This is a genomic window from Streptomyces sp. SID13666, from assembly GCF_010548325.1.
GTDB lineage: Bacteria > Actinomycetota > Actinomycetes > Streptomycetales > Streptomycetaceae > Actinacidiphila > Actinacidiphila fildesensis.
This window is the reverse complement of record NZ_JAAGLX010000060.1, coordinates 1-21384: the sequence shown is the minus strand read 5'-3', so window position 1 is coordinate 21384 and position 21384 is coordinate 1. Positions and strand designations below refer to the sequence as shown.

Annotated in this window: 19 protein-coding genes, 1 rRNA gene and 1 riboswitch; of the genes, 5 read left to right on the top strand and 15 right to left on the bottom strand. The window is 70.2% G+C overall.

The features are described from left to right. Window positions 1-2: 2 nt before the first annotated feature. Entirely contained in the window at window positions 3-605 is a 603-nt protein-coding gene (locus G3I60_RS39495) for a PadR family transcriptional regulator (RefSeq protein ID WP_138357383.1), read from the bottom strand. Between the two features lie 137 nt (window positions 606-742). On the opposite strand from G3I60_RS39495, the gene G3I60_RS39490 reads away from it, so the two are divergent. Beyond that, window positions 743-1573, top strand: a complete 831-nt coding sequence (locus G3I60_RS39490) for a PhzF family phenazine biosynthesis protein (protein WP_164297894.1) — start codon at window positions 743-745, stop codon at window positions 1571-1573. 46 nt (window positions 1574-1619) lie between these two features. On the opposite strand, the gene G3I60_RS39485 is transcribed toward G3I60_RS39490, so the two are convergent. Then, window positions 1620-2417, bottom strand: a complete 798-nt coding sequence (locus tag G3I60_RS39485; RefSeq protein ID WP_138357385.1) for a CPBP family intramembrane glutamic endopeptidase — start codon at window positions 2415-2417, stop codon at window positions 1620-1622. A 108-nt stretch (window positions 2418-2525) separates the two neighbouring features. On the opposite strand from G3I60_RS39485, the gene G3I60_RS39480 reads away from it, so the two are divergent. Then, complete coding sequence (locus G3I60_RS39480) at window positions 2526-4316, top strand: substrate-binding and VWA domain-containing protein (protein WP_164297892.1); 1791 nt, start codon at window positions 2526-2528, stop codon at window positions 4314-4316. A 69-nt stretch (window positions 4317-4385) separates the two neighbouring features. On the opposite strand, the gene G3I60_RS39475 is transcribed toward G3I60_RS39480, so the two are convergent. After that, complete coding sequence (locus tag G3I60_RS39475) at window positions 4386-5879, bottom strand: glutamate--cysteine ligase (protein ID WP_164608362.1); 1494 nt, start codon at window positions 5877-5879, stop codon at window positions 4386-4388. A gap of 467 nt (window positions 5880-6346) precedes the next feature. Between G3I60_RS39475 and G3I60_RS39470 the strand changes: the two genes are divergently transcribed. Together G3I60_RS39470 and G3I60_RS39465 are read left to right on the top strand one after the other, a co-directional pair. Next, entirely contained in the window at window positions 6347-6934 is a 588-nt protein-coding gene (locus tag G3I60_RS39470; protein ID WP_164297890.1) for a hypothetical protein, read from the top strand. A gap of 305 nt (window positions 6935-7239) precedes the next feature. Then, the gene (locus tag G3I60_RS39465) at window positions 7240-7446 is read left to right on the top strand and encodes a DUF5999 family protein (protein WP_138357389.1); all 207 of its coding nucleotides are present in this window, start codon (window positions 7240-7242) and stop codon (window positions 7444-7446) included. 83 nt (window positions 7447-7529) lie between these two features. Here the strand turns inward: G3I60_RS39465 and gcvP are convergent, their stop codons facing one another. Then, the gene (gene gcvP / locus G3I60_RS39460; protein ID WP_164297888.1) at window positions 7530-10415 is read right to left on the bottom strand and encodes an aminomethyl-transferring glycine dehydrogenase; all 2886 of its coding nucleotides are present in this window, start codon (window positions 10413-10415) and stop codon (window positions 7530-7532) included. Window positions 10416-10603: 188 nt separating this feature from the next. After that, window positions 10604-10701: riboswitch (glycine riboswitch) on the bottom strand. Window positions 10702-10826: 125 nt separating this feature from the next. Between gcvP and G3I60_RS39455 the strand changes: the two genes are divergently transcribed. Further along, window positions 10827-11204 (top strand): PRC-barrel domain-containing protein, encoded by a 378-nt coding sequence (locus tag G3I60_RS39455; RefSeq protein ID WP_244809023.1) that lies wholly within the window; start codon window positions 10827-10829, stop codon window positions 11202-11204. Between the two features lie 24 nt (window positions 11205-11228). On the opposite strand, the gene G3I60_RS39450 is transcribed toward G3I60_RS39455, so the two are convergent. The 11 genes from G3I60_RS39450 to rrf form a co-directional block, all read right to left on the bottom strand. Further along, window positions 11229-12596 carry a DNA polymerase IV gene (locus G3I60_RS39450; protein WP_269287809.1) on the bottom strand — a complete coding sequence of 456 codons (1368 nt, stop codon included), beginning with the start codon at window positions 12594-12596 and terminating at the stop codon, window positions 11229-11231. A gap of 57 nt (window positions 12597-12653) precedes the next feature. Beyond that, entirely contained in the window at window positions 12654-13262 is a 609-nt protein-coding gene (locus tag G3I60_RS39445; protein ID WP_138357393.1) for a MerR family transcriptional regulator, read from the bottom strand. Window positions 13263-13454: 192 nt separating this feature from the next. After that, the gene (locus G3I60_RS39440) at window positions 13455-13928 is read right to left on the bottom strand and encodes a bifunctional nuclease family protein (RefSeq protein WP_031518684.1); all 474 of its coding nucleotides are present in this window, start codon (window positions 13926-13928) and stop codon (window positions 13455-13457) included. 81 nt (window positions 13929-14009) lie between these two features. Next, entirely contained in the window at window positions 14010-14747 is a 738-nt protein-coding gene (locus tag G3I60_RS39435; protein ID WP_138357394.1) for a MerR family transcriptional regulator, read from the bottom strand. A gap of 41 nt (window positions 14748-14788) precedes the next feature. Beyond that, on the bottom strand, window positions 14789-15688 hold the full coding sequence (locus G3I60_RS39430) for an FHA domain-containing protein (protein ID WP_203674997.1): 900 nt from the start codon (window positions 15686-15688) through the stop codon (window positions 14789-14791). A 64-nt stretch (window positions 15689-15752) separates the two neighbouring features. Further along, a complete protein-coding gene (locus G3I60_RS39425) occupies window positions 15753-16682 on the bottom strand; it encodes a DUF881 domain-containing protein (protein ID WP_164297882.1) in 930 nt (309 codons plus the stop codon). Window positions 16683-16689: 7 nt separating this feature from the next. Further along, window positions 16690-17022 (bottom strand): small basic family protein, encoded by a 333-nt coding sequence (locus G3I60_RS39420; protein WP_030364457.1) that lies wholly within the window; start codon window positions 17020-17022, stop codon window positions 16690-16692. Continuing rightward, window positions 17019-17960 carry a DUF881 domain-containing protein gene (locus tag G3I60_RS39415; protein ID WP_203674993.1) on the bottom strand — a complete coding sequence of 314 codons (942 nt, stop codon included), beginning with the start codon at window positions 17958-17960 and terminating at the stop codon, window positions 17019-17021. Before G3I60_RS39415 ends, G3I60_RS39420 begins: the two co-directional genes overlap by 4 nt. Window positions 17961-18023: 63 nt before the next feature. Continuing rightward, window positions 18024-20519, bottom strand: coding sequence for a mannose-1-phosphate guanyltransferase (locus tag G3I60_RS39410; RefSeq protein WP_138357398.1), 2496 nt, complete (start codon window positions 20517-20519; stop codon window positions 18024-18026). A gap of 23 nt (window positions 20520-20542) precedes the next feature. Then, the gene (locus G3I60_RS39405; RefSeq protein WP_138357399.1) at window positions 20543-21151 is read right to left on the bottom strand and encodes a CDP-alcohol phosphatidyltransferase family protein; all 609 of its coding nucleotides are present in this window, start codon (window positions 21149-21151) and stop codon (window positions 20543-20545) included. A gap of 109 nt (window positions 21152-21260) precedes the next feature. Further along, window positions 21261-21377, bottom strand: a 5S ribosomal RNA gene (gene rrf, locus G3I60_RS39400). Window positions 21378-21384: the final 7 nt, after the last annotated feature.

Here is a 21384-nt window from a genome sequence, read left to right as displayed (position 1 = left end):
CCTCAGTCCTCTTCGGCGAGGATGAGGTAGAGCTTCTTACGGGCTTCGTTGACCACGGCCAGCGCCTTCTCGCGCTGGGCGGGCGTACCGGTCGACCAGACCTGCTTGAAGGCCTCGACGAGCCCGCCGCCGGCCTTCCGGATCTCGTTCATGGCATCCCAGTCGACGCCCCGGCCGGCCTCTTCCCACGGGGCCTCGGGCCCCGCTTCGGATTCGGTCCGGCCGGCGTCGGTGAGCGTGAACAGCTTCTTGCCGCCCTCGCTCGCGCTGGTGATCAGGCCCTCGTCCTCCAGCAGCTGCAGCGTCGGGTACACCGAGCCGGGGCTCGGCTTCCACGCGCCGCCACTGCGTTCGGCGATCTCCTGAATCATTTCGTAGCCGTGCATCGGCCGGTCCTTGAGCAGCGCCAGGATCGACGCGCGTACATCGCCGCGCCTCGCCCGGCCCCGGGGCCCGCCCCGACCGCGCCCGCCGGGACCGCCGAAGGGGCCACCCCCGAAGGGCGGTCCGAACGGTCCGAAGGCCGCACGGCGCTGCTCTCCTCGTTCTCCCCGGCCATGGTGGCCGGGTCCGCGGTGTTCGTGTTCATGTCCTTGGGAACGCATGGTTACGCTCCTTCCATCGTTGATCGGTCGCGATGCTTCAACGATATATCGGAAGCGTTCGTTCGACAACCCTCTTCCGGGCCACCTCCCCTCGATTGGCTCTGGCCTGCGGCGTTACCGCTGCCTACGGTCGTCCCATGCGGATTCGAATCGTCGACGCCTTCACCGACCGGCCCTTCGCCGGTAATCCGGCCGGAGTCCTGCTCCTGGACGGCGCCGCGTTCCCCGACGACGGCTGGATGCAGCGGGTCGCCTCCGAGGTCAACCTCTCCGAGACCGCCTTCGCACACCGCCTCGACGGCACGGCGGACGCCACGGACGCCGACTGGGCACTGCGCTGGTTCACGCCCGCGGCCGAGGTCGCCATGTGCGGGCACGCCACGCTCGCCACCGCGCATGTGCTGTTCTCCACGGGCGCCGCCACCTCACTGGTGCGCTTCGCCACCCACAGCGGAGTCCTGAGCGTCCGGCCCGCCGACGGCGGTGCGCTCACCATGGACTTCCCCACCGCGCCGCTCACCGTGGCCACACCACCGCCCGCCGTGGCGCTAGCGCTCGGCGCGGAGCCGCTGGCCGGGTACGACACCGGCCCGGACGTCGGCGACCTGCTGGTCGAGCTGGCGGACGAGGCGGCCGTGCGCGCCCTCACCCCGGACTTCGCCGCGCTGGCGGCCCTCGGCCCGCGCGGAGTCATCGCCACCGCCGCGGCCGAAGACCCCTCCCGCGGCTACGACTTCGTCTCGCGCGGATTCTTCCCCGCCGTCGGCATCGACGAGGACCCGGTCACCGGCAGCGCCCACACCGCCCTGGCGCCGTTCTGGTCCGCCCGGCTCGGCCGTACCGAACTCACCGGCCTGCAGGTCTCCGCACGCAGCGGTTTCGTCCGCACCGAACTGCGCGGCGACCGGGTACTGCTCACCGGTACCGCCGTGACCGTCATCGACGGCGAGCTGCACGCGGCGCCGTAGCCGTCCCGGCCGCGTCGGGGACGGCGGCGCCACGGCGCGTGCGCGCTCAACCCGTCGGCAGCCAGCCGACCTTGCCCGCCAGCAGCGCGTAGCCGACGAAGGCGACCGTGTCGATCAGGGCGTGCGCGGCGACGAGCGGGCCGACGCGTCCCCATCGGCGGTAGAGCAGGACGAACACCACGCCCATCACCATGTTCCCGATCATGCCGCCGACGCCCTGGTACAGGTGGTAGGAACCGCGCAGCACCGCGCTCGCCGCCAGGGCGGCGGCCGGGGACCAGCCCAACTGCCCGAGCCTGCGCAGCAGATAGCCGACGACGATGACTTCCTCCAGCACCGCGTTCTGCACGGCGGACGCGATCAGGACCGGGATCTTCCACCACACGTCCGGCAGCGACTCCGGCACCACCGTGAGGTTGAACCCGGCCGCGCGGACGCCGAGGTAGAACAGCAGCCCGGTGCCGCCGATCGCGGCCGCGACCAGGGTGCCGCGCCCCAGGTCGCGGCGGGGTTCCTTCAGGTCGAAGCCGATGGAACCTATCCCGACCCGTTCCCGGGCCAGCAGATGCGCGACCAGGGCGACCGGGACCAGGGCGGTGGCGATCCCGAACAGCTGCCAGGCGAGGTCGAGCCAGGGCCGGCCCGGCGCCTGGGAGCCCACCAGGGTGGCCGCCTGGTCCTTGAGCGAACCGGGCTTGGTCAGCGACCCGACGAAGCTGATGAGCGCGCCCACACCGCTGGCGCCGAGCGACAGGGCCAGTACGAGCAGGGTCTCGCTCCGCAGGGTCCGCCGCGCGAGCCCGGCCTCCGCCCCGTATGACTCTGTGTGCACCCGAGCCTCCATTTACGTCATCCCGCCTCGGTACCGTTCCCGCTTGGCTAGGGTCTCGAAAAAAGATACGAAGATCGCGCGCGACAGGCCGGAGCACCCCTCAGGAGAGACCCAACAGCCATGGGACGTCACCGCATTCCAGTTGAGCCCCGGGAGGCCGGCGGAGCGCCGCGCCCACGGGTACGCCGCCGCACCATAGCGGTCACCACCAGCTTCGTTCTGGCGATGGGGGCCGGTACCTTCGTCGTGCTCCGCGGCGGCCTGCTGCCGCTGAGCGGGCACTGCGCGGAGGGCGTGGTCAAGATCGCTGTCGCCGCCTCGCCCGACATCGCGCCCGCTCTCACCACCATCGCAAAACAGGCCAGGGCCACCGGCGTGAAGACCGACGGGCGCTGCCTCGACGTCACCGTGACCTCGCGTGCCTCGGCCGATGTGGCGGACGCCCTCGGCAAGGCCCCGACGCACCCCGGCTTCCAGGTCTGGATCCCGGACTCCAGCGTCTGGCTCGACCAGGTGACCATCGGCGGCCGCGGCACCCCGTTGTCCTCGATGACCAGCATCGCCCGCTCCCCCGTCGTCGTCGGCACGCTGCAGGCGCAGGCCAAGGGCCTGGGCTGGCCCGCCAAGACGTACACCTGGGCCGATTTGACCACGGCCGCCGGTGAGAAGAGCAACTTCCGCCTCGGCACCGCGGATCCCGCGCGCAGCGCGACCGGTCTGCTCGGGTTCACGATGATCACGTCGTCGATCGGCCGCAGGGGCGGTGACGTGGACACCGAGTCGGCCGCCGCGGCGAAGATGCTGGCGCAGTACACCGCCCCGGGCGACGCGCAGATCGTGGCCACCCTGCCCAACGACAGCAGCACGTCGGAACTGCAGAACCCGCAGCGCAACCAGGCGCTGGTGATCTCGGAACAGGCGGCGTTCGTCCGCAACACCGCGGGCGACGGCCGTCCCGGCCTGAAGCTGTTCTATCCCAAGGACGGCTCCGTCGATCTGGACTACCCGTACGCGGCGCTGGACGACGACACGCTCTCCACCGACCAGTCCCGGGCCGTGTCGCGCTTCATGTCGCTCCTCGGCAGCGACGAGAGCGTGCGCCTGCTGTCCGCCCGCGGTTTCCGGCCGGCGACCGGCGCCCCCGACCCGGCGCTGGTGGTCGGCGCCGGCGGCCAGGAACCGCAGCCGGTCGGCGCGGAGCCGGTACCCGCACCGTCGGGACAGGCCCTGCAGCAGCTGCGCGTCATGTGGCAGATCACCGTGCAGAGCGCCCGGATCACCACGGTCGTCGACGTCTCCGGCTCGATGGCGGCGCCGGTGCCCGGCACCGAGGGCAAGACCCGGCTGGACGTCACCAAGGCGTCGCTGCTGCAGGCGCTGACGCAGTTCACGCCCGAGGACGAGGTGGGCCTGTGGCGGTTCTCCACCCGGCTCGACGGCTCCCGCGACTACCAGAAGATCGTCGAGACGGCCCGGCTGGGCGTACGCACCGCCCAGGGCACCACCCAGCGGGACCGGCTGACCGGCGCGTTCGGCGCCCTGCAGCCCGTCGAAGGCGGCGCGACCGGCCTCTACGACACGACGCTGGCGGTGTACCAGGACGCCAGGAAGTCGTTCGCCGCGGGCAAGTTCAACACGGTCGTCGTCCTCACCGACGGTGCGAACGAGGACCCGGGGAGCATCTCCCTCGACGCCCTGACCGCCAAACTGAAGGAGCTGGGCGACCCCGCCCACCCCGTTCCGCTCATCGTCATCGCGGTCGGCCCCGACGCCGACAAGTCCGCGTGCGACCGCATGGCCAGGGCCACCGGCGGCGCGGCATACCGGGTGACGGACCCCGCGCAGATCCAGGCAGTGCTGTTCAAGGCGGTGGTGGCGGCCGCGGCGAGCGCGGCCGCAGCCACCGGCTGACGCCCTCCGGAGGCCGCCACCACGGGCCGGCGACGCCCTCCGGAGCCGGTGGGCCGGCCGGGACCCCGGTCAGCTCACCGGCCAGGTGTGCACCGGCTCGCCGGAGTGCATGAGCTCGCAGTAGCGCAGCGTCATCGACACCAGCGCGGCCCGCCGGTCGAGGCCGCGCTCCAGCGCCCGGTGGAACACCGCCGACTGCCATTCGGCGCCGTTGGTGCGCAGCCGGCAGCGGGCCTCGATGATGCCCAGGTAGCGGTCGCGGTCGACGGGCTCGATACCCCAGGCGTCGAGCCCGGCCGACGCCAGCGGCAGCAGCTCCTCCAGCACCAGCTCCGTGGCCGGCAGCTCCACGAGCCCGCCGCCCCGCCCCGGCCGCGGCCAGTGCATGACGGCGCCGATGCCGTGCCGGCAGGCGGCGTCGAAGTTCGCCGCCGCGGCGCCGAACGGCAGCCGGTGCCAGACCTGGCGGGGCGCCTCGGCCAGCGCCCGCACCAGCCCGTAGTAGAAGGCCGTGTTGGCGATGACATCGGCGACGGTGGGTCCCGCGGGCAGCACCCGGTTCCCCACCCGCAGATGCGGGACGCCGTCCACCACGGCGTACACCGGGCGGTTCCAGCGGTAGACGGTGCCGTTCTGCAGGGTGAGTTCCTTGAGGTGCGGCACGGTCCCCGCGTCGAGGGTCGCCAGCGGGTCCTCGTCGTCGCAGATCGGCAGCAGCGGCGGGAAGTAGCGCAGGTTCTCCTCGAACAGGTCGTACGCCGAGTCGATCCAGCGCTCCCCGAACCAGGTGAGCGGGCGTACGCCCTGGGCCCGCAGTTCCTGCGGCCGGGTGTCGGTCGCCTGCTGGAACAGCGGCGGCCGGGTCTCCCGCCACAGCTCCCTGCCGAACAGGAACGGCGAGTTCGCTCCCACCGCGACCTGCGGCCCGCTCAGCACCTGCGCCGCGTTCCAGACCGCCGCGAACCGGGCGGGCGTCACCTGCAGATGCATCTGCATGGAGGTGCAGGCCGCTTCCGGGGCGATCGATCCCGAGGTGTAGAGCAGATGCTCCACCCCCGCGATGTCCAGGGTGATGTCCTCGCCGCGGGCGGCCAGTATCCGGTCGTTGAGCAGCGTGTACCGGTCCGCCCTGGACAGGTTCGCACCCACCAGATCCTGTGCGCTCAAGGTCGGCAGAATACCCACCATGACGATGTGCGCGCCGACTTCGCGGGCCTTGCGGTCCGCGTATCCCAGCCCGATGCGCAGCTCTTCCGCAAGCCGGTCGAGCACCCGTCCGGAAAGATGATGAGGGGCGATGTTCACTTCAATATTGAACTGCGCCAGTTCCGTCTGGAAATCGGTGCTGGCGATCCGCTCCAGCACCTCTTCATTCATCATCAGCGGCAGACCTGCCGAATCAGCGAGATTCAACTCCAGCTCGAGTCCCATGAGATTCCTGGGCCGGTCGAACCTCTTCTCGTCCAGCAGTCGCTCCAGTCCCATGAGACACTGGCGAAGCTTCATCCGGTACCGCTGCCGGTCGGACAGGTCGAACCCGGTGGCTACGACCTTCTCCCCCATCGGAGCGTCCCTCCTCGAGTGGGCCGTGTGACGATGATGCCCAACCCATAAGATCGATAACGGTCCGGCGGCGCCGAGCGCAAGCTAAGCTGCCGGATTAGACACTCCGGCACATTCCCCCGGCATGGTCGCGCTAACCTGACATGAGGGGTACCCCTCGTGACAAAGACCGACGAGATCCAGCCGTCCGCAGCGGCAGGGAATGTGCAGTTCGCGGGAGCGTACTCCGGCGCAAATGCGGAGGAAATATCTGGCGAGGAAGGCCCATTACCTTCTTGCCGGCAATGCCCGCGACAGCTAGCCGAAACACTGCGTGAACACAGGTCGTATAAACTTCGCGCACAAGGCAGAGACTCCGCGATCCGTCGGACGTAGCCTGCGCAGGAACCCCCTCACCGCCGCACCGCTGACAGTGCCGTCCGCACCCGCCCAGCACCACCGTGTCTCCGACTGAGAGGCAACCCACCATGCCGCTGCATGTCCCCGCTGTACCCGCACCCGCCCTTCGGAGTGTCCTCGCCGCCCTGAGTTCGCCCACCGCCGTTCTGGAGGCGCGTACGCCGGCGCTCCGCTCGGCCGAGGGCCCGCTCATCCCCGAGCACCCGCTGCCGGTGCATGTCTTCGAGCCGGCCGCCTCGGGCCACGGGCTGCCGCACGCCCGGCTCACCGGCTGGCGCTTCCACATCCGCGCAGGCGACCGTGTCGCGGCAGCGGGCGAGACCGTCCGCACCCCGGACGGATGGGCGTTCTCGCACTTCTCGGAGGGCCCGTACCTGGCCTCCACCGAACGCGCCCTGCGGCAGGCGGAAGCCCTCTCGACCGCCTACCAGCCGCATCTGCTGTCCGTGCCCGGGCTGTACATGCTGGCGCTCTGGCTGCACAGCGACATCTCGGCCGAAGCCGGCTCCGCCCAGCCCGCCCCGGCCGATCTGCTGGTGCCGCTCGCACCGGCGCCGCCGGGGATCGCCGCCCACCGGCTGCACCGGCTGTCCGATCTGGTGCCCGTCCTCACGCTGCGACTGGCACCCGCATCTCTTCTGGGGTCTGCTGTCTGACGCGCTGCCGGACGGCGGGCGGACGCCCCCGTGACCCTTGGGTCACGGGGGCGTTGTCATGTGCGTACCGTGACGACGTAGCCCGGATCGGTCATCCGTACCACCCGGAAAGGCACACGCTGTGAGGGCAACCGCCCGGTCGGGTGACGCGTCCTCACCTAGCAGGAACAGCTCGCGCGAAATCCCTGCGGATTCCGCTCCGTGGGGCAACACTGGGACCGACCGAACGAACGGGGGCGGTTATGAACCAGGTATCAGGCCAATCCGACCGCACGACTCCTCTACAGCAGCGAAAGACACCTTCCATGTGCCAGCACCAGCCGCAGTGCCCCACCGCCGAGTGCTCCGACCGGGAGGCCGCCCTCATCGTGGCCCACCACCCGGAGCAGGGCTGGAGTCTGCTGTGCAACGGCGTCCTCCTCTTCGAGGACACCGGCGAGCTGCTGCCCGACGGGCAGATCATCGCCCCGCACCGGCCGCTGGGCAGCGAACAGATCGCCACGGCCGCCTGAAACCGCCGGACCCCGCCGACAGCAGCGGGGCCCGGACAGTATCGGCGGACGTCAGTAGCAGTAGGACGACCCCGACGCGGGTACTACGCGTCGTACTCGTCGAGCGGCGGGCACGAGCACACCAGGTTCCGGTCACCGAAGGCGCCGTCGATGCGCCGGACCGGCGGCCAGTACTTGTCCGCGGCCGACACGCCGGCCGGGAACACCGCCTCGTCGCGGGAGTACGGCCGGTTCCACTCCCCGCCCAGCGACGCCGCGGTGTGCGGGGCGTTGCGCAGCGGGTTGTCCTCCACCGGCCACTGACCGGAGCCGACCTTGTCGACCTCCCGGCGGATGGCGATCATCGCCTCGCAGAACCGGTCCAGCTCCGCCAGGTCCTCGCTCTCGGTCGGCTCGATCATCAGCGTGCCGGCCACCGGGAACGACATCGTGGGCGCGTGGAAGCCGTAGTCGATCAGGCGCTTGGCGATGTCGTCCACCGAGACGCCCGTCTCCTTGGTCAGCGGCCGCAGATCGATGATGCACTCGTGCGCGACCAGACCGTTCGGGCCCGTGTAGAGCACCGGGTAGTGCGGCTCCAGCCGCTTGGCCACGTAGTTCGCACCGAGCACCGCGACCTGGGTGGCGCGCCGCAGCCCCTCGCCGCCCATGAGGCGTACGTACGCCCAGGAGATCGGCAGGATGCCGGCCGAGCCCCACGGCGCCGCCGAGATCGGGCCGACGCCGGTGGCGGGCCCCGCGGTCGGCTGCAGCGGGTGGTTGGGCAGGTACGGAGCGAGGTGCGCGCGGACCGCGACCGGGCCGACACCGGGACCGCCGCCGCCGTGCGGGATGCAGAAGGTCTTGTGCAGGTTCAGGTGCGAGACGTCCGCGCCGAACTTGCCGGGCTTGGCCAGGCCGACCAGCGCGTTGAGGTTGGCGCCGTCGACGTACACCTGGCCGCCGGCCTCGTGCACCGTCGCGCAGATGTCGGTGATGTTCTCCTCGAACACACCGTGCGTGGACGGGTAGGTGACCATGAGGACGGCCAGCTCGGAACGGTGCTGCTCGATCTTGGCGTGCAGGTCCTCGACGTCCACGTCGCCGTCGTCGCGGGTCTTGACCACGACGACCTTCATGCCGGCCATCACGGCGCTCGCCGCGTTGGTGCCGTGCGCGGAGGACGGGATGAGACATACGGTGCGCTGTGTGTCGCCGTTGGCGCGGTGGTAGGCGCGCACCGCGAGCAGCCCGGCCAGCTCGCCCTGTGATCCGGCGTTGGGCTGGATGCTGACCTTGTCGTAGCCGGTGACCTCGGCGAGCTGGTCCTCCAGCTGGTGGATCAGCGTGAGGTAGCCCTCGGCCTGCTCCACCGGCGCGAAGGGGTGCAGCCCGGCGAACTCGGGCCAGGTGACCGGTTCCATCTCGGTGGTGGCGTTGAGCTTCATCGTGCACGAACCCAGCGGGATCATGCCGCGGTCGAGCGCGTAGTCACGGTCCGAGAGCCGGCGCAGGTAGCGCAGCATCGCGGTCTCGGAACGGTGCTGGTGGAAGACCGGGTGCGCCAGGTACGTGTCATCGCGCAGCAGCCCGGCGGGCAGCGCGTCCGGGACGGCGGCGTCGAGCGCCTCGACGTCACCGGTCACCCCGAAGGCACCCCACACCGCGGTCAGCTGCTCACGGCGGGTGGTCTCGTCGCAGGAGATGCCGAGCAGGTCGGCGTCCCGCTCCCACAGGTTCACGCCCGCGGCGCGGGCCGCGGCGGCGACCTCGGCGGCGCGGCCGGGCACCCGGACGGTCACGGTGTCGAAGTACCCGTCGTGCACGACCTCGACGCCGCCGGCCCGCAGGCCCTCGGCCAGGATGGCGGCGTAGCGGTGGGTGCGCAGGGCGATCTGGGCCAGCCCGTCCGGGCCGTGGTAGACCGCGTACATGCCCGCCATGACGGCGAGCAGCACCTGGGCGGTGCAGATGTTGCTGGTGGCCTTCTCCCGGCGGATGTGCTGCTCACGGGTCTGCAGGGCCAGCCGGTACGCCTTGTTGCCGTCCGCGTCGACGGAGACACCGACGAGGCGGCCGGGCAGGCTGCGGGCGAACTTCTCGCGGACGGCCATGTAGCCGGCGTGCGGGCCGCCGAAGGCCATCGGGACGCCGAAGCGCTGGGTGGTGCCCACCGCGATGTCCGCGCCGAGCTCACCGGGCGAGGTGAGCAGCGTCAGGGCGAGCAGGTCGGCGGAGACCGTGACGATCGCGCCCAGCTCGTGCGCCCGCTCGATGACCGGCTTGAGGTCGCGTACCGCGCCGGAGGCGCCGGGGTACTGCAGGAGCACACCGAAGACGCCGCGCTCGGCCACCTCGTCCGGGATGCCGTCGGTCAGGTCGGCGACCACGACCTCGACGCCGGTCGGCTCGGCGCGGGTCTGGATCACCGCGATCGTCTGCGGGAAGCAGTCCGCGTCGACCAGGAACACGCCCTGCTTCACCTTGCCGACCCGGCGGGCCAGCGACATGGCCTCCGCGGCGGCGGTGCCCTCGTCCAGGAGCGAGGCTCCGGAGGTCGGCAGCCCGGTGAGGTCGGCGACGACCGTCTGGAAGTTCAGCAGCGCCTCGAGCCGGCCCTGCGAGATCTCCGGCTGGTACGGCGTGTACGCCGTGTACCAGGCGGGGTTCTCCATCACATTGCGCAGGATGACGGGCGGGGTGAACGTCCCGTAGTAGCCCAGGCCGATCATCGGCGCCAGCACCTGGTTGCGGTCCGCGAGGTCACGCAGCTCGGCGAGTATCGCGGCCTCGGTCCGGCCGGCGGGCAGCCGCAGCGCCTCGACGCTCTTGATGGTGTCCGGCACGGCGGCGGCCGTGAGCTCGTCCAAGGAGCCGTAACCGACGTGAGCCAGCATCTTGGCCTGGGCACCGCCGTCGGGGCCGATGTGGCGCTGTTCGAACGGGATGCCGCTCTCGAGCTCGGAGAGTGGGATGCGGTGGGCAGTCATCTACGGAGGCCTCCTGGTCTGACACGACCTGCGAGGGGTGCCGCGGCGCGGGCACCCGAACGGCCTCCCCCTCTGTCATCACAACCTGAGAGCTTCACCGTGCTGCCTAAAGCACGACTTTCACCGTCGGTGAGGCCGGGTCCCGCGCATGAGTCATGCCCGGTGCCCGCCCTGCTTTCCAGAGTGACCTCATCCATGCGGTACCGGTTGCCTGAGAGATTCCGGGGAGGATTTGCTCCTTCGGCGCCCCCGACACGATCTCGGAGGACTCTCCCGCATGGGGTCTGCAGCCGCCATTCAGCCTACCAGCGGGGATGGGGGCGGATTCCTCGTGGATCCCTCGAGTCGACACCGTCCCCAATGTGGCCTTTGGTTGGTCTAGCAGAGCAGCACCGATCTGTTGGAGGGACCGTGCAGACCGATATTGATCCCCGCAGCCTGATCGGCCGCCGGGCCCTGGACAGCGACGGGGCGAAGATCGGCACGGTCGACGAGGTGTATCTCGACGACGCGACCGGACAGCCGGAGTGGGCCGCGGTACGCACCGGGCTGTTCAGCCGTGACGCGTTCGTACCGCTGGAGCCGAGCGAGGTGGTGGACGGGCAGCTGCGGGTCCCCTTCCCCAAGGCCCTCATCAAGGACGCCCCCGACTTCGGCGTCGGCCGCCATCTCTCCCCCGAGCAGGAGATCCAGCTCTACCACCACTACGGCATGGACGTCCCGTCCGCGGGGACCGAGGCCCCCAGCGCCGGCGACCACGACTTCGGCCGGCTGGCCGGCGAGGACTGAGCGACCGGAGACCAAGTGCCCAGGTCAGGGCACCAGCGGCAGCGGTTCGGCCGCTTCCAGTTCCGGATCCTCCACGGCGAACGTCCGCACCCGGCCCGGTACGCAGTCCGTCGGCTCCTCGAAGCGCACGGTCACCCGCCCCACGCCGCTGCCCTGCACCCACCCGGCACCGAACTCCGTGTGCCGCACGTCCTGCCCCGGCATCCACCGCACGGCCCGCGCGGGCTCCGCCGGCGGCGCCGGCCGGCCCTCCGGATCCGCCGCCTCCCGCTCGGCCTGCTCCGCAGCGCGCACCGCTGCGGCCTCCGCCACGAGCTCGGCCTCCAGCTCGGCGGCCTGGGCGAACAGGTCCTCCTGTGTGAAGTCGGCGAGCCCGGTGACGCCCACACCCAGCAGCCGGACCCCGTTGGCCGTGTCGACGGCCTCCAGCAGCCGCCGCGCGGTCTCCCGCACCACTCCGGGGTCGTCCGTGGGCGCCCGCAGGGTCTCGGACCGGGTCAGGGTGCTGAAGTCGTAGCTCCGTACCTTGATCACCACCGTCCGGCCCGACCGCCCGGCCTCCCGCAGCCGCCGAACACAGCGGTCCGCGAGCCGGTCGAGCTCCGAGCGCACCCGGAACCGGTCGGTGAGGTCCACGTCGAAGGTGTCCTCCACCGAGACGGACTTCGCGTCCCGGTCCGCGACCACGGGCCGGCTGTCCAGGCCCAGGGCCATCGCGTAGAGCGAGGCGCCGTGCGCCTTGCCGAGCAGCTGCACCAGCTCGGACTCCCCGGCCAGCGCCACCTCGCCGACCGTGCCGATCCCGGCGCGGCGCAGATGCTCACCGGTCGCGGGCCCGACGCCCGGCAGGACCCGGACCGGCATCGGGTCCAGCAGCGCCCGCTCGGTGCCGGGCTCGACCACTACCAGGCCATTCGGCTTGCCCTGCTCGGAGGCGATCTTGGCCAGCAGTTTGGAGCCCGCGAGCCCCACCGAGGCCGTCAGCCCCGTGGCGGCCCTGATCCGCGCCCGTACCCGCTCCGCCACCTCACGGGGGGCCTCGGTCGTCCCGCCCGCCTCCAGGTCCACGAAGGCCTCGTCCAGGCTGAGCGGCTCCACCAGCGGCGACAGCTCCCCGAGGATCCCCATCACGGTCTCGCTGACCCGCCGGTACAGGTCGAAGCGGGGAATGAGGTAGGCGGCATTGGGGGCCAGCCGCCGTGCGTGCGCCATGGCCATCGCCGAATGGACGCCGTGGACACGTGCCTCGTAGGACGCGGTCGCGACGACGCCGCGCGGTCCGAGACCGCCGACCACGACCGGCTTGCCCCGCAGGCTCGGCTTGGAGGCCTGTTCCACCGCGGCGTAGAACGCGTCCATGTCCAGGTGCAGGATCGTCGGAGCGGTTCTCACGTCACCGATGCTCCCGCACGGCACTGACATTCACCGTACGGACGTACGGCGAACGGTTCACCCCACGCGGTTGCGGCGCCGTGCCAGCTCGTCGGAGGGGTTGTGGCCGGCCAGCGTCTCACCGGTGTCCACCCGCTCGCCGTGCAGCTGCGAGAGGGAGCTCTCGACGTCCCGCCACACCACTCCGACGGCGATCCCGAAGACGCCCTGGCCGCCCTGGAGCAGGTCGACGACCTCATCGGGCGAGGTGCACTCGTACACGGTGGCGCCGTCGCTCATCAGGGTCATCCGGGTGAGCTCGGCGGGTGCGGTGGTGCGCAGGTGGCGTACGGCGGTGCGGATGTTCTGGAGGGAGACCCCGGTGTCCAGCAGCCGCTTGACGATCTTGAGGACGACCACGTCCCGGAACCCGTAGAGGCGCTGCGCGCCTGTTCCGTAGGCCGCCCGGACGCTCGGCTCGACCAGGCCCGTACGCGCCCAGTAGTCCAGCTGGCGGTAGGTGATGCCGGTCGCCGCGCACGCCGTCGGCCCCCGGTACCCCACCGTCTCGGTCTCGGGCTCCGCCGCGCCGGCCACCGCACCGCCGGCCGGTGCGGGCTGCCGGGCCAAGGCCCCACGGGTGGGATACGGGCCGCCCGTGGCCATACCGTCGCCGGTGCTTCTCACGCCGCCCTCCGTCCCTTCGCGTCCCGGTCGGCACGTGCACGTGCCAACGGGACTTTCCATCTCGACGGTAGGCAGTCACTCGGGGTGCGTCAACGATCGCCACACTCGGCACGCCGAGTGATATCAACCCCAAGAGTGGTTTCGCGTGCCCCCGAACGGGGAACGGCTAGCCGGATGGGCCAAAAAAGCCCGCTACTGGTTGCTCGTGCCGAAGTCCTCCGGCGAGATCTGGTCCAGGAATTCGCGGAACTTCTCGACCTCGTCCTCCTGCTCGTCCGGGATGGCGATCCCCGCGTCGTCCAGCACTCCGTCGCTGCCGTAGATCGGCGTTCCGGTGCGCAGGGCCAGCGCTATGGCGTCGGACGGGCGGGCGCTGACCTCGACACCGCTGGCGAAGACCAGCTCGGCGTAGAAGACCCCCTCGCGCAGATCGGTGATCCGCACTTCGGTGAGCGTCTGTCCGACCGCTTCGAGCACGTCCTTGAACAAATCATGGGTCAGCGGGCGAGCAGGCGTCATGCCCTGCTGCGCGAAGGCGATGGCCGTGGCTTCCCCAGGCCCGATCCAGATGGGTAGATACCGGTCGCCTCCCACTTCGCGCAGGAGCACGATCGGTTGATTGGAGGGCATTTCGACCCGGACACCCACGACGTCGAGCTCGTTCACACAGTAACCCTAGGACGTGCCCGGCCGGTTTGGGTAGTCGAGCATCCCGCACGGCGGACTTGACAGGTATCGCACAGCTTCTCAGAAGAGCCGCAGGCGAAGGGCGGACTGGACCATGGCGGCGTGCAGACGGACCGACAGCGCGGCCAGTTCCCGGGCGGTCGTCTCGGCGTGCGTCCGGGTCTGCGGGTTGCGGTGCCGCCGCAGCGGGGCGACCACCTGCTCCACCAGGCCGACCTCCCGGTCGGCCGCGGCCTTCACCGCGCGCAGATGGCGCGGTTCGAGCCCGAAGCGGCCCAGGTCGACGATCAGCTTCCCGATATTCACCGCTTCGGCGTCGTAACCGCCGTCACGGCCGGCTTCCACCAGGCCGTAGGACTCCCACTGGTCGAGGTCGGCCGGCTCCGCGCCGGTGGCGGCCAGCAGTGCCTCCCGACCGATCCGCAGCTCGCCGGAGCCTTCGGTGGCCGCCGTGCCGTCCGCGAGCTCCCGTGCCTCGCCCGGCCCCGGCAGCGGAATCTGCTCACCCCGGTCGAGCGCGTCCAGATGCTCCCGGATCACGCGCAGCGGCAGATAGTGGTCCCGCTGCATCCGCAGCACATGGCCCAGCCGCTCCACATCGCGCATCGCGAACTTCCGATAGCCCGAAGGAGTGCGCTGGGGCTCCACCAGGCCCTCCGCCTCCAGGAAACGGATCTTGGAGATGGTGACCTCGGGGAACTCGTCCTGCAGGTGGGTCAGCACGGCCCCGATGCTGAGCAGCCGGCCGTCCGCGGTGGCGGTGCCGTTTCCGGCACCGCCTGACGGTGTTCTAAGCATGGGCCTTCCCTGAGGGTCCCCCCGGACGGAGTCCAGGGGATTCAGATGCCGCCCTGGCTCGCGTAGAAGACCAGTCGGTACTTACCGATCTGGACTTCGTCGCCATTGGCCAGGGACACGGAGTCGATCCGCTCCCGGTTGACATACGTGCCGTTGAGGCTGCCCACGTCCGAGACCGTGAAGCCACCGTCGGCAGCCCGGCGGAACTCCACGTGGCGGCGCGAGACGGTGACGTCGTCCAGGAAGATGTCGCTCTGCGGGTGACGGCCGGCCGTGGTCAGTTCGCCGTCCAGGAGGAAGCGGCTGCCCGAGTTCGGGCCGCGGCGCACCACCAGCAGGGCGGAACCGATCGGCAGCGCGTCCACGGCCGCCTGGGCCTCCGGGGACAGCGACGGCGTCACGATCTGACCGGTCGCCTCGGCCTCGTAGGCCTCCAGCCCCGAGATCGAGATCGTGGACGTGGTCTCCGACGGCCGTTCGGACGGAGCCCCGGCACGCAGCGGCGCACCACAGTTGGAGCAGAAGCGGCTCGCCTCCGCGTTGGTGTGCCCGCACCTCGTGCATACCGGCAAGGCCGTCATGGACTGAGCCTCCTGCCGCGGATCGACCGCGGGGACGTTCGAAGCGTACGGAGCGGAGGGAAACCCTCCACCCGTACTTGAGGTTGATGGTTCTCCGAAACCTATGCGGCCGGACGCGGCAGGGTCAACAGACGCCACACCTTGTCCGCCCGAAATGTCGCCGTAGGCCCCGGCGGGCTCGTCGCGGAACAGCGGCCGCCCCTCGGCCGCGCCGTCCTCCTGCCCGTGGCGCGGGGCACGATGACGCGCGGTAGCGGGATCACCGGCCTGCTTGGCCTGCCGCGCGCTCTTGCCGAACAACTTCCCAAACAACTTCACGGGCGATTCCCCTTGACCGAAACAGACCCGCCCGTGGGGCAGGACGAACCCTCGCTACACACAGTTTCCAACACGGACCACCCCGACGAAGTTCCGACCCCCCGCGTCACTGTGATGACGACCGAGCGTAGTCAGGCTGCTTCGATGGCCGCAAGGCGTCCACGACGATCTTCTCAGAACGGACGACATCCGCCGTGGCCTGCTCCTTCTTCAAAGTCTGCACCACTCCACCAGGAATATTGAGCGCCGGCTCCAGGTCCTGCGGATTTCCGATGACCTTGAACCGGTAGGGCTGGACGACTTTGTGGCCGTCGATCTCGATGCCGTCGGAACCCTGGGTGAAGTATGTGTCGGCCACGACCCGTACATCGTTGATCTGGATCGCCTCGGCCCCGGCCGCCCGCAGCTCCTGCAGGGTGTCCAGCAGCTTGTCGGCCTCCAGGCCGCCCTTGGGGTCCGCGATCGTCAGATTGATGCCGGGGCCCTGCGCGGCGACCGTACCGGCGAGCACACCGAGCTGCTGCGCCTTCTGCTCGGTCTGCTTACGGGCCTCCTCGGCCTGGTTGGAGCTGGTCTCCAGTTCGGAGCGCTGGGTCTCCAGCCGGCGCTTCTCGTCCTGGAGCCGCTGCGTGCGGTTGTCGAGCTCGGTCAGGATGCGCACCAGGTCCTCCTGACGGGCGCCCCGCAGGGCCCCGCTGTCACTGGTGGAGCGCACCTGGATGGCCAGCCCGAGACCCAGCACGAACAGCAGCAGCGCGACGATGAGCTGCGCCCGGGACAGCCGCGGCGGCCACAGCCCCGCCAGCAGCCGCTGCCGGCCGGTCTCGCCGGGGGCCGGCTTGGCGGGCCCGGGGTCCGGTGCCGGGGCGGGAGGCACCTCGGGCGGCAGGGTCTTCCCGGGCCGCGCGGGCGCGTCGTCCGGCTCGGGGGCACCGGAGTGCTCCGGGGTCTCGGCGCGCTCCGGTGCTCCGGCGCTCTCGGGGACGCCGTCGCTCTCGGGCGTCACGGCGCGCTCGGGGAGTTCTTCGTCGCTCATACGGCGGTCACGCCCGGAAGACGTGGCGGCGGATGGCAGCCGCGTTGGAGAAGATCCGGATGCCCAGGACCACGACCACACCCGTGGACAGCTGCGCGCCGACACCGAGCTTGTCCCCGAGGAACACGATCAGCGCGGCCACCACCACGTTGGAGAGGAAGGAGACGACGAACACCTTGTCGTCGAAGATCCCGTCGAGCATCGCCCGCAGACCGCCGAAGACGGCGTCGAGCGCGGCGACCACGGCGATCGGGAGATAGGGCTCGACCACTGTCGGCACGACGGGGCGGACCACGAGTCCGACCACGACTCCCACGACGAGGCCCAGTACGGCGATCACTTCGTACCCTTCCCTGTTCTGGCGGCGTCCGCCTTCGTGTTGCCGGGCACCGGCTTGGCGTAGCGCACGATCAGACTGGGGGCGGCCGGCAACCGCACCTCGTCCTCCGCGGAGATGCTCGCGCGAATCCCGTAGCTCTGCTGCAGTACGTGCAGATACTGCCCGTCCGCGCTCTCCTGGAAGGCCGTGCTGAGCCGCTGGCCGTCCCCGATCGCCAGCACCGTGTACGGAGGCGCCAGCGGCTTGTTGTCGACCAGTATGGCGTCACCGGCGGCACGAATCGCCGACAGCGCCGTCAGACGCTGGCCGTTGACGGAGATCGCCTCGGCTCCCGACGCCCACAGCCCGTTGACGATCCGCTGCATGTCACGGTCGCGCACCCGGCCGGTGTCGGAGAATCCGTTGCTCTCCCGCGGCCCGCCGCCGTTCCCCGTCGACGCCTCCTTGGCGTCGTCGACGACCAGCTTCACCCCCGGACCCTTGACGGGCGTGGCGCCCGCCTCCAGCGCCACCAGGGCGGTACTGCCGACGCCCTGGTCGCCCAGGGCCGCGCGCTGCTTCGCGTCGACCTCGTCGCGCAGCTGGTCCACGTTCTTCTGCAGAGCGTCCGCGGAGCTCGTGCCGGACTGGATGCGCTCGATCAGCTTCTGGCGTTCCAGCGCCACCGTGGGCGCCGCGACATTCGCCTGCGCGGCCCCGAGCGTGACGACCAGCGCCGCCAGCACCAGCCCCACGGCGAGCCCCAGCTTGGCCCGCAGCGTGGTGGGCAGCCGTGAGCTGCCCACCACGCCACGACGCTCCGCCGCCTCCGCGTAGCCGTCGTCGAGGCTGTGATCCATCACGTTGGTCAGCAGCGACATCGAGGCGTCGGGGCGCCGTGGCGGGGCCTTCGGGCTGGGGCTGCTCCCATCCTGGTGCTGCTGCGGCATGCCGCACATCGTTGCACGTCGGGGCCGCTCCACTCGAACGGCCCCCTTACGGCGCGCCGTTCGGGCCCGGAATCAGCGACCCGCGCCCTCCACGATCGCCGACCACTCGTCGAGCAGTTCCTGGGCGGACGCGTCGTCCGGCCCTTCCGCCCACAAATGGGTGACCGCTTCCGCGGGGTCGGGCAGGACCATCACCCAGCGGCCGTCGGGCTCCACGACGCGGACACCGTCGGTGGTGTCCACCGACCGGTCGCCCGCGGCCTCGACCACGCTCCGCATCACGAGCCCCTTGACCGCCCACGGTGTCGCCACATCGCGGCGCAGCACATGGGCGCGCGGGATCCGGGCGTCGATCTGGCTGAGCGTGAGCTGGGTACGGGCCACCAGACCGATCAGCCGCACAAACGCCGCCGACCCGTCGAAGACGCTGCTGAACTCGGGGATGATGAAGCCGCCCCGGCCGTCGCCGCCGAAGATCGTGCTCTCCGCCCGGCCGACCCGTGTGAGGTCGTCGGGCGACGTCGTCGTCCACGCCACCTGCGTACCGTGGTACGCCGCCACCTGCTCGGCGATACGGGTCGTGGTGACCGGCAGTCCCACCCGTCCGCTGCGCCGTTCGGCCGCGACCAGGTCCAGCATCACCAGCAGCGCCCGGTCGTCCTCGACGATCCTGCCGCGCTCGTCCACCAGCGACAGCCGCTCACCGACCGGGTCGAACCGGACACCGAAGGCGGCGCGCGCCGAGGCGACGATCTCGCCCAGCCGCACCAGCCCGGACCGGCGCTCGTCCGCGGTCTCCGTCGGCCGGGCCTCGTTCAGCCCGGGGTTGATGGTGAACGCGTCGACGCCCAGCCGTCCGAGCAGGCTCGGCAGCACCAGCCCCGCGCTGCCGTTCGCCGCGTCCACGACGACCTTCATCCCCGACTCCGCGACACCCGAGGTGTCGACGGCCCGCAGCAGCGAACCCGTGTAGGAGTCGAAAACGCTCGACGGGAAGCGCAGGTCCCCGATCTCACCGGGGAACGCACGCCGGTACTCCTGGCGGGCGAAGACCCGGTCCAGCTTGCGCTGACCGCCCGCCGACAGGTCCGCGCCGCGCTCGTCGAAGAACATGATGTCGACGGAGTCCGGGGTGCCGGGGGTGGTCCGGATCATGATGCCGCCGGCGCTGCCGCGCGCCGTCTGCTGCCTGGCCACCGGCAGCGGGACGTTCTCCAGGTCCCGGACGTCGATGGCGCTGGTCTGCAGGGCCGAGATCACCGCGCGCTTCAGCGCTCGCGCACCACGGGAGTGGTCGCGGGCCGTGGTGACCGTGGACCCCTTCTTCAGCGTGGTGGCGTAGGCACCGGCCAGCCGGACGACCAGTTCCGGGGTGATCTCCACGTTCAGGATTCCCGAGACACCGCGCGCACCGAACAGATGCGCCTGGCCCCGCGATTCCCAGATGACCGACGTATTGACGAACGCGCCGGCCTCGATGGTCTTGAACGGATAGACGCGGACGTTGCCCGCGATGATCGACTCCTCGCCGATCAGGCACTCATCGCCGATCACGGCACCGTCGTCGATCCGCGCCGCCCGCATGATGTCGGTGTTCTTGCCGACCACACAGCCGCGCAGGTTCGTTCCCTGGCCGACGTAGACGTTGTCGTGAATCACGGCCTTGTGCAGGAACGCCCCGGACTTGACGACCACGTTCGAGCCGATGACCGTGTGCTCGCGGATCTCCGCTCCGGCCTCGACCTTCGCGTAGTCCCCGATGTACAGCGGACCGCGCAGTACCGCGTCGGGGCTGACCTCGGCACCTTCGGCCACCCAGACGCCCGGCGAGATCTCGAAGCCGTCGAGATCCACATCGACCTTGCCCTCGAGGACGTCCGCCTGCGCCTTGATGTAGCTCTCGTGCGTGCCGACGTCTTCCCAGTAGCCCTCGGCGATGAAGCCGTAGACCGGCTTGCCTTCCTTCATCAACTGCGGGAAGACATCGCTCGACCAGTCGACGGACGTGTCGGCGGCCACGTAGTCGAAGACCTCGGGCTCCATGACGTAGATGCCCGTATTGACGGTGTCGGAGAAGACCTGACCCCAGGTCGGCTTCTCCAGGAAGCGCTCGACCTTGCCCTCTTCGTCCACGATCGTGATGCCGAACTCCAGCGGGTTGGGCACCCGCGTCAGGCATACGGTGACAAGTGCGCCCTTTTCCTTGTGGAATTCGATGAGCTCGGTGAGGTCGAAGTCCGTGAGCGCATCGCCCGAAATCACAAGGAAGGAGTCGTCCTTGAGCGCCTCTTCGGCGTTCTTCACACTCCCGGCTGTCCCGAGTGGCTTTTCCTCATTGGCGTAGGTGAGCTCCATGCCAAGTTCTTCGCCGTCCCCGAAGTAATTCTTGACGAGGGATGCGAGGAACTGCACGGTCACCACGGTCTCGGTGAGACCGTGCCGCTTGAGCAGCGTCAGCACGTGCTGCATGATCGGCCGGTTCGCAACCGGCAGCAGGGGCTTGGGCATACTCGAGGTCATTGGGCGAAGGCGCGTGCCTTCACCGCCGGCCATCACGACGGCCTTCATGTCGGAAAAGTCCTCCTTGCGGCTCAATCAGCCGTGGCGTCCATCCGCACAAGTCTGCGGACCTGCACTACATAGAGGATCCCTGCCCACCAGTACAGAGTTGTACCCCATCCGGCGAACGCCCATCCGCAAATTGCGGCCAGCGTGGCGAGCCATCCGCTGCCATCACTCAGCAACAACAGCGGGAAGGCGTACATCAGGTTGAAGGTGGCTGCCTTGCCCACGAAGTTCACCTGCGGCGGCCCGTATCCGTGCCGCCGGAGGATCAGGAGCATTACCCCCATCATCACCTCCCTGGCCAACAGGAGCAACGGCAGCCACAAGGGGAGGATGTCCCTCCAGGTGAGCCCGATCAGGGTGGACAGTACGAACAGCCGGTCCGCGGCCGGGTCGAGGAGCCGGCCGAGATTGCTGACCTGGTTCCACCGCCGCGCGAGCTTGCCGTCCAGATAGTCGCTGATGCCGCTGAGCGCGAGCACCAGCAGAGCCCAGCCGTCGGCCTTCGGACCGCCGAACTCCGGCCACAGGATCAGCCACAGGAACACCGGAACGCCCACCAGGCGAGCCATACTCAGGATGTTGGGGATCGTGAAGATCCGATCCGTTTGCACCCGTGTCTCCTGGACCTCCACCGGGGGCCCCTCCTGTATGTACGTGCCGATGATTCCACCCGACCCTACCCCAGACGACAAAAAGGCCTGGCCTCGGATCGAAGATCCGAGGCCAGGCCTCGTAATAATTGTTCGGCGGCGTCCTACTCTCCCACAGGGTCCCCCCTGCAGTACCATCGGCGCTGAAAGGCTTAGCTTCCGGGTTCGGAATGTAACCGGGCGTTTCCCTAACGCTATGACCACCGAAACACTAT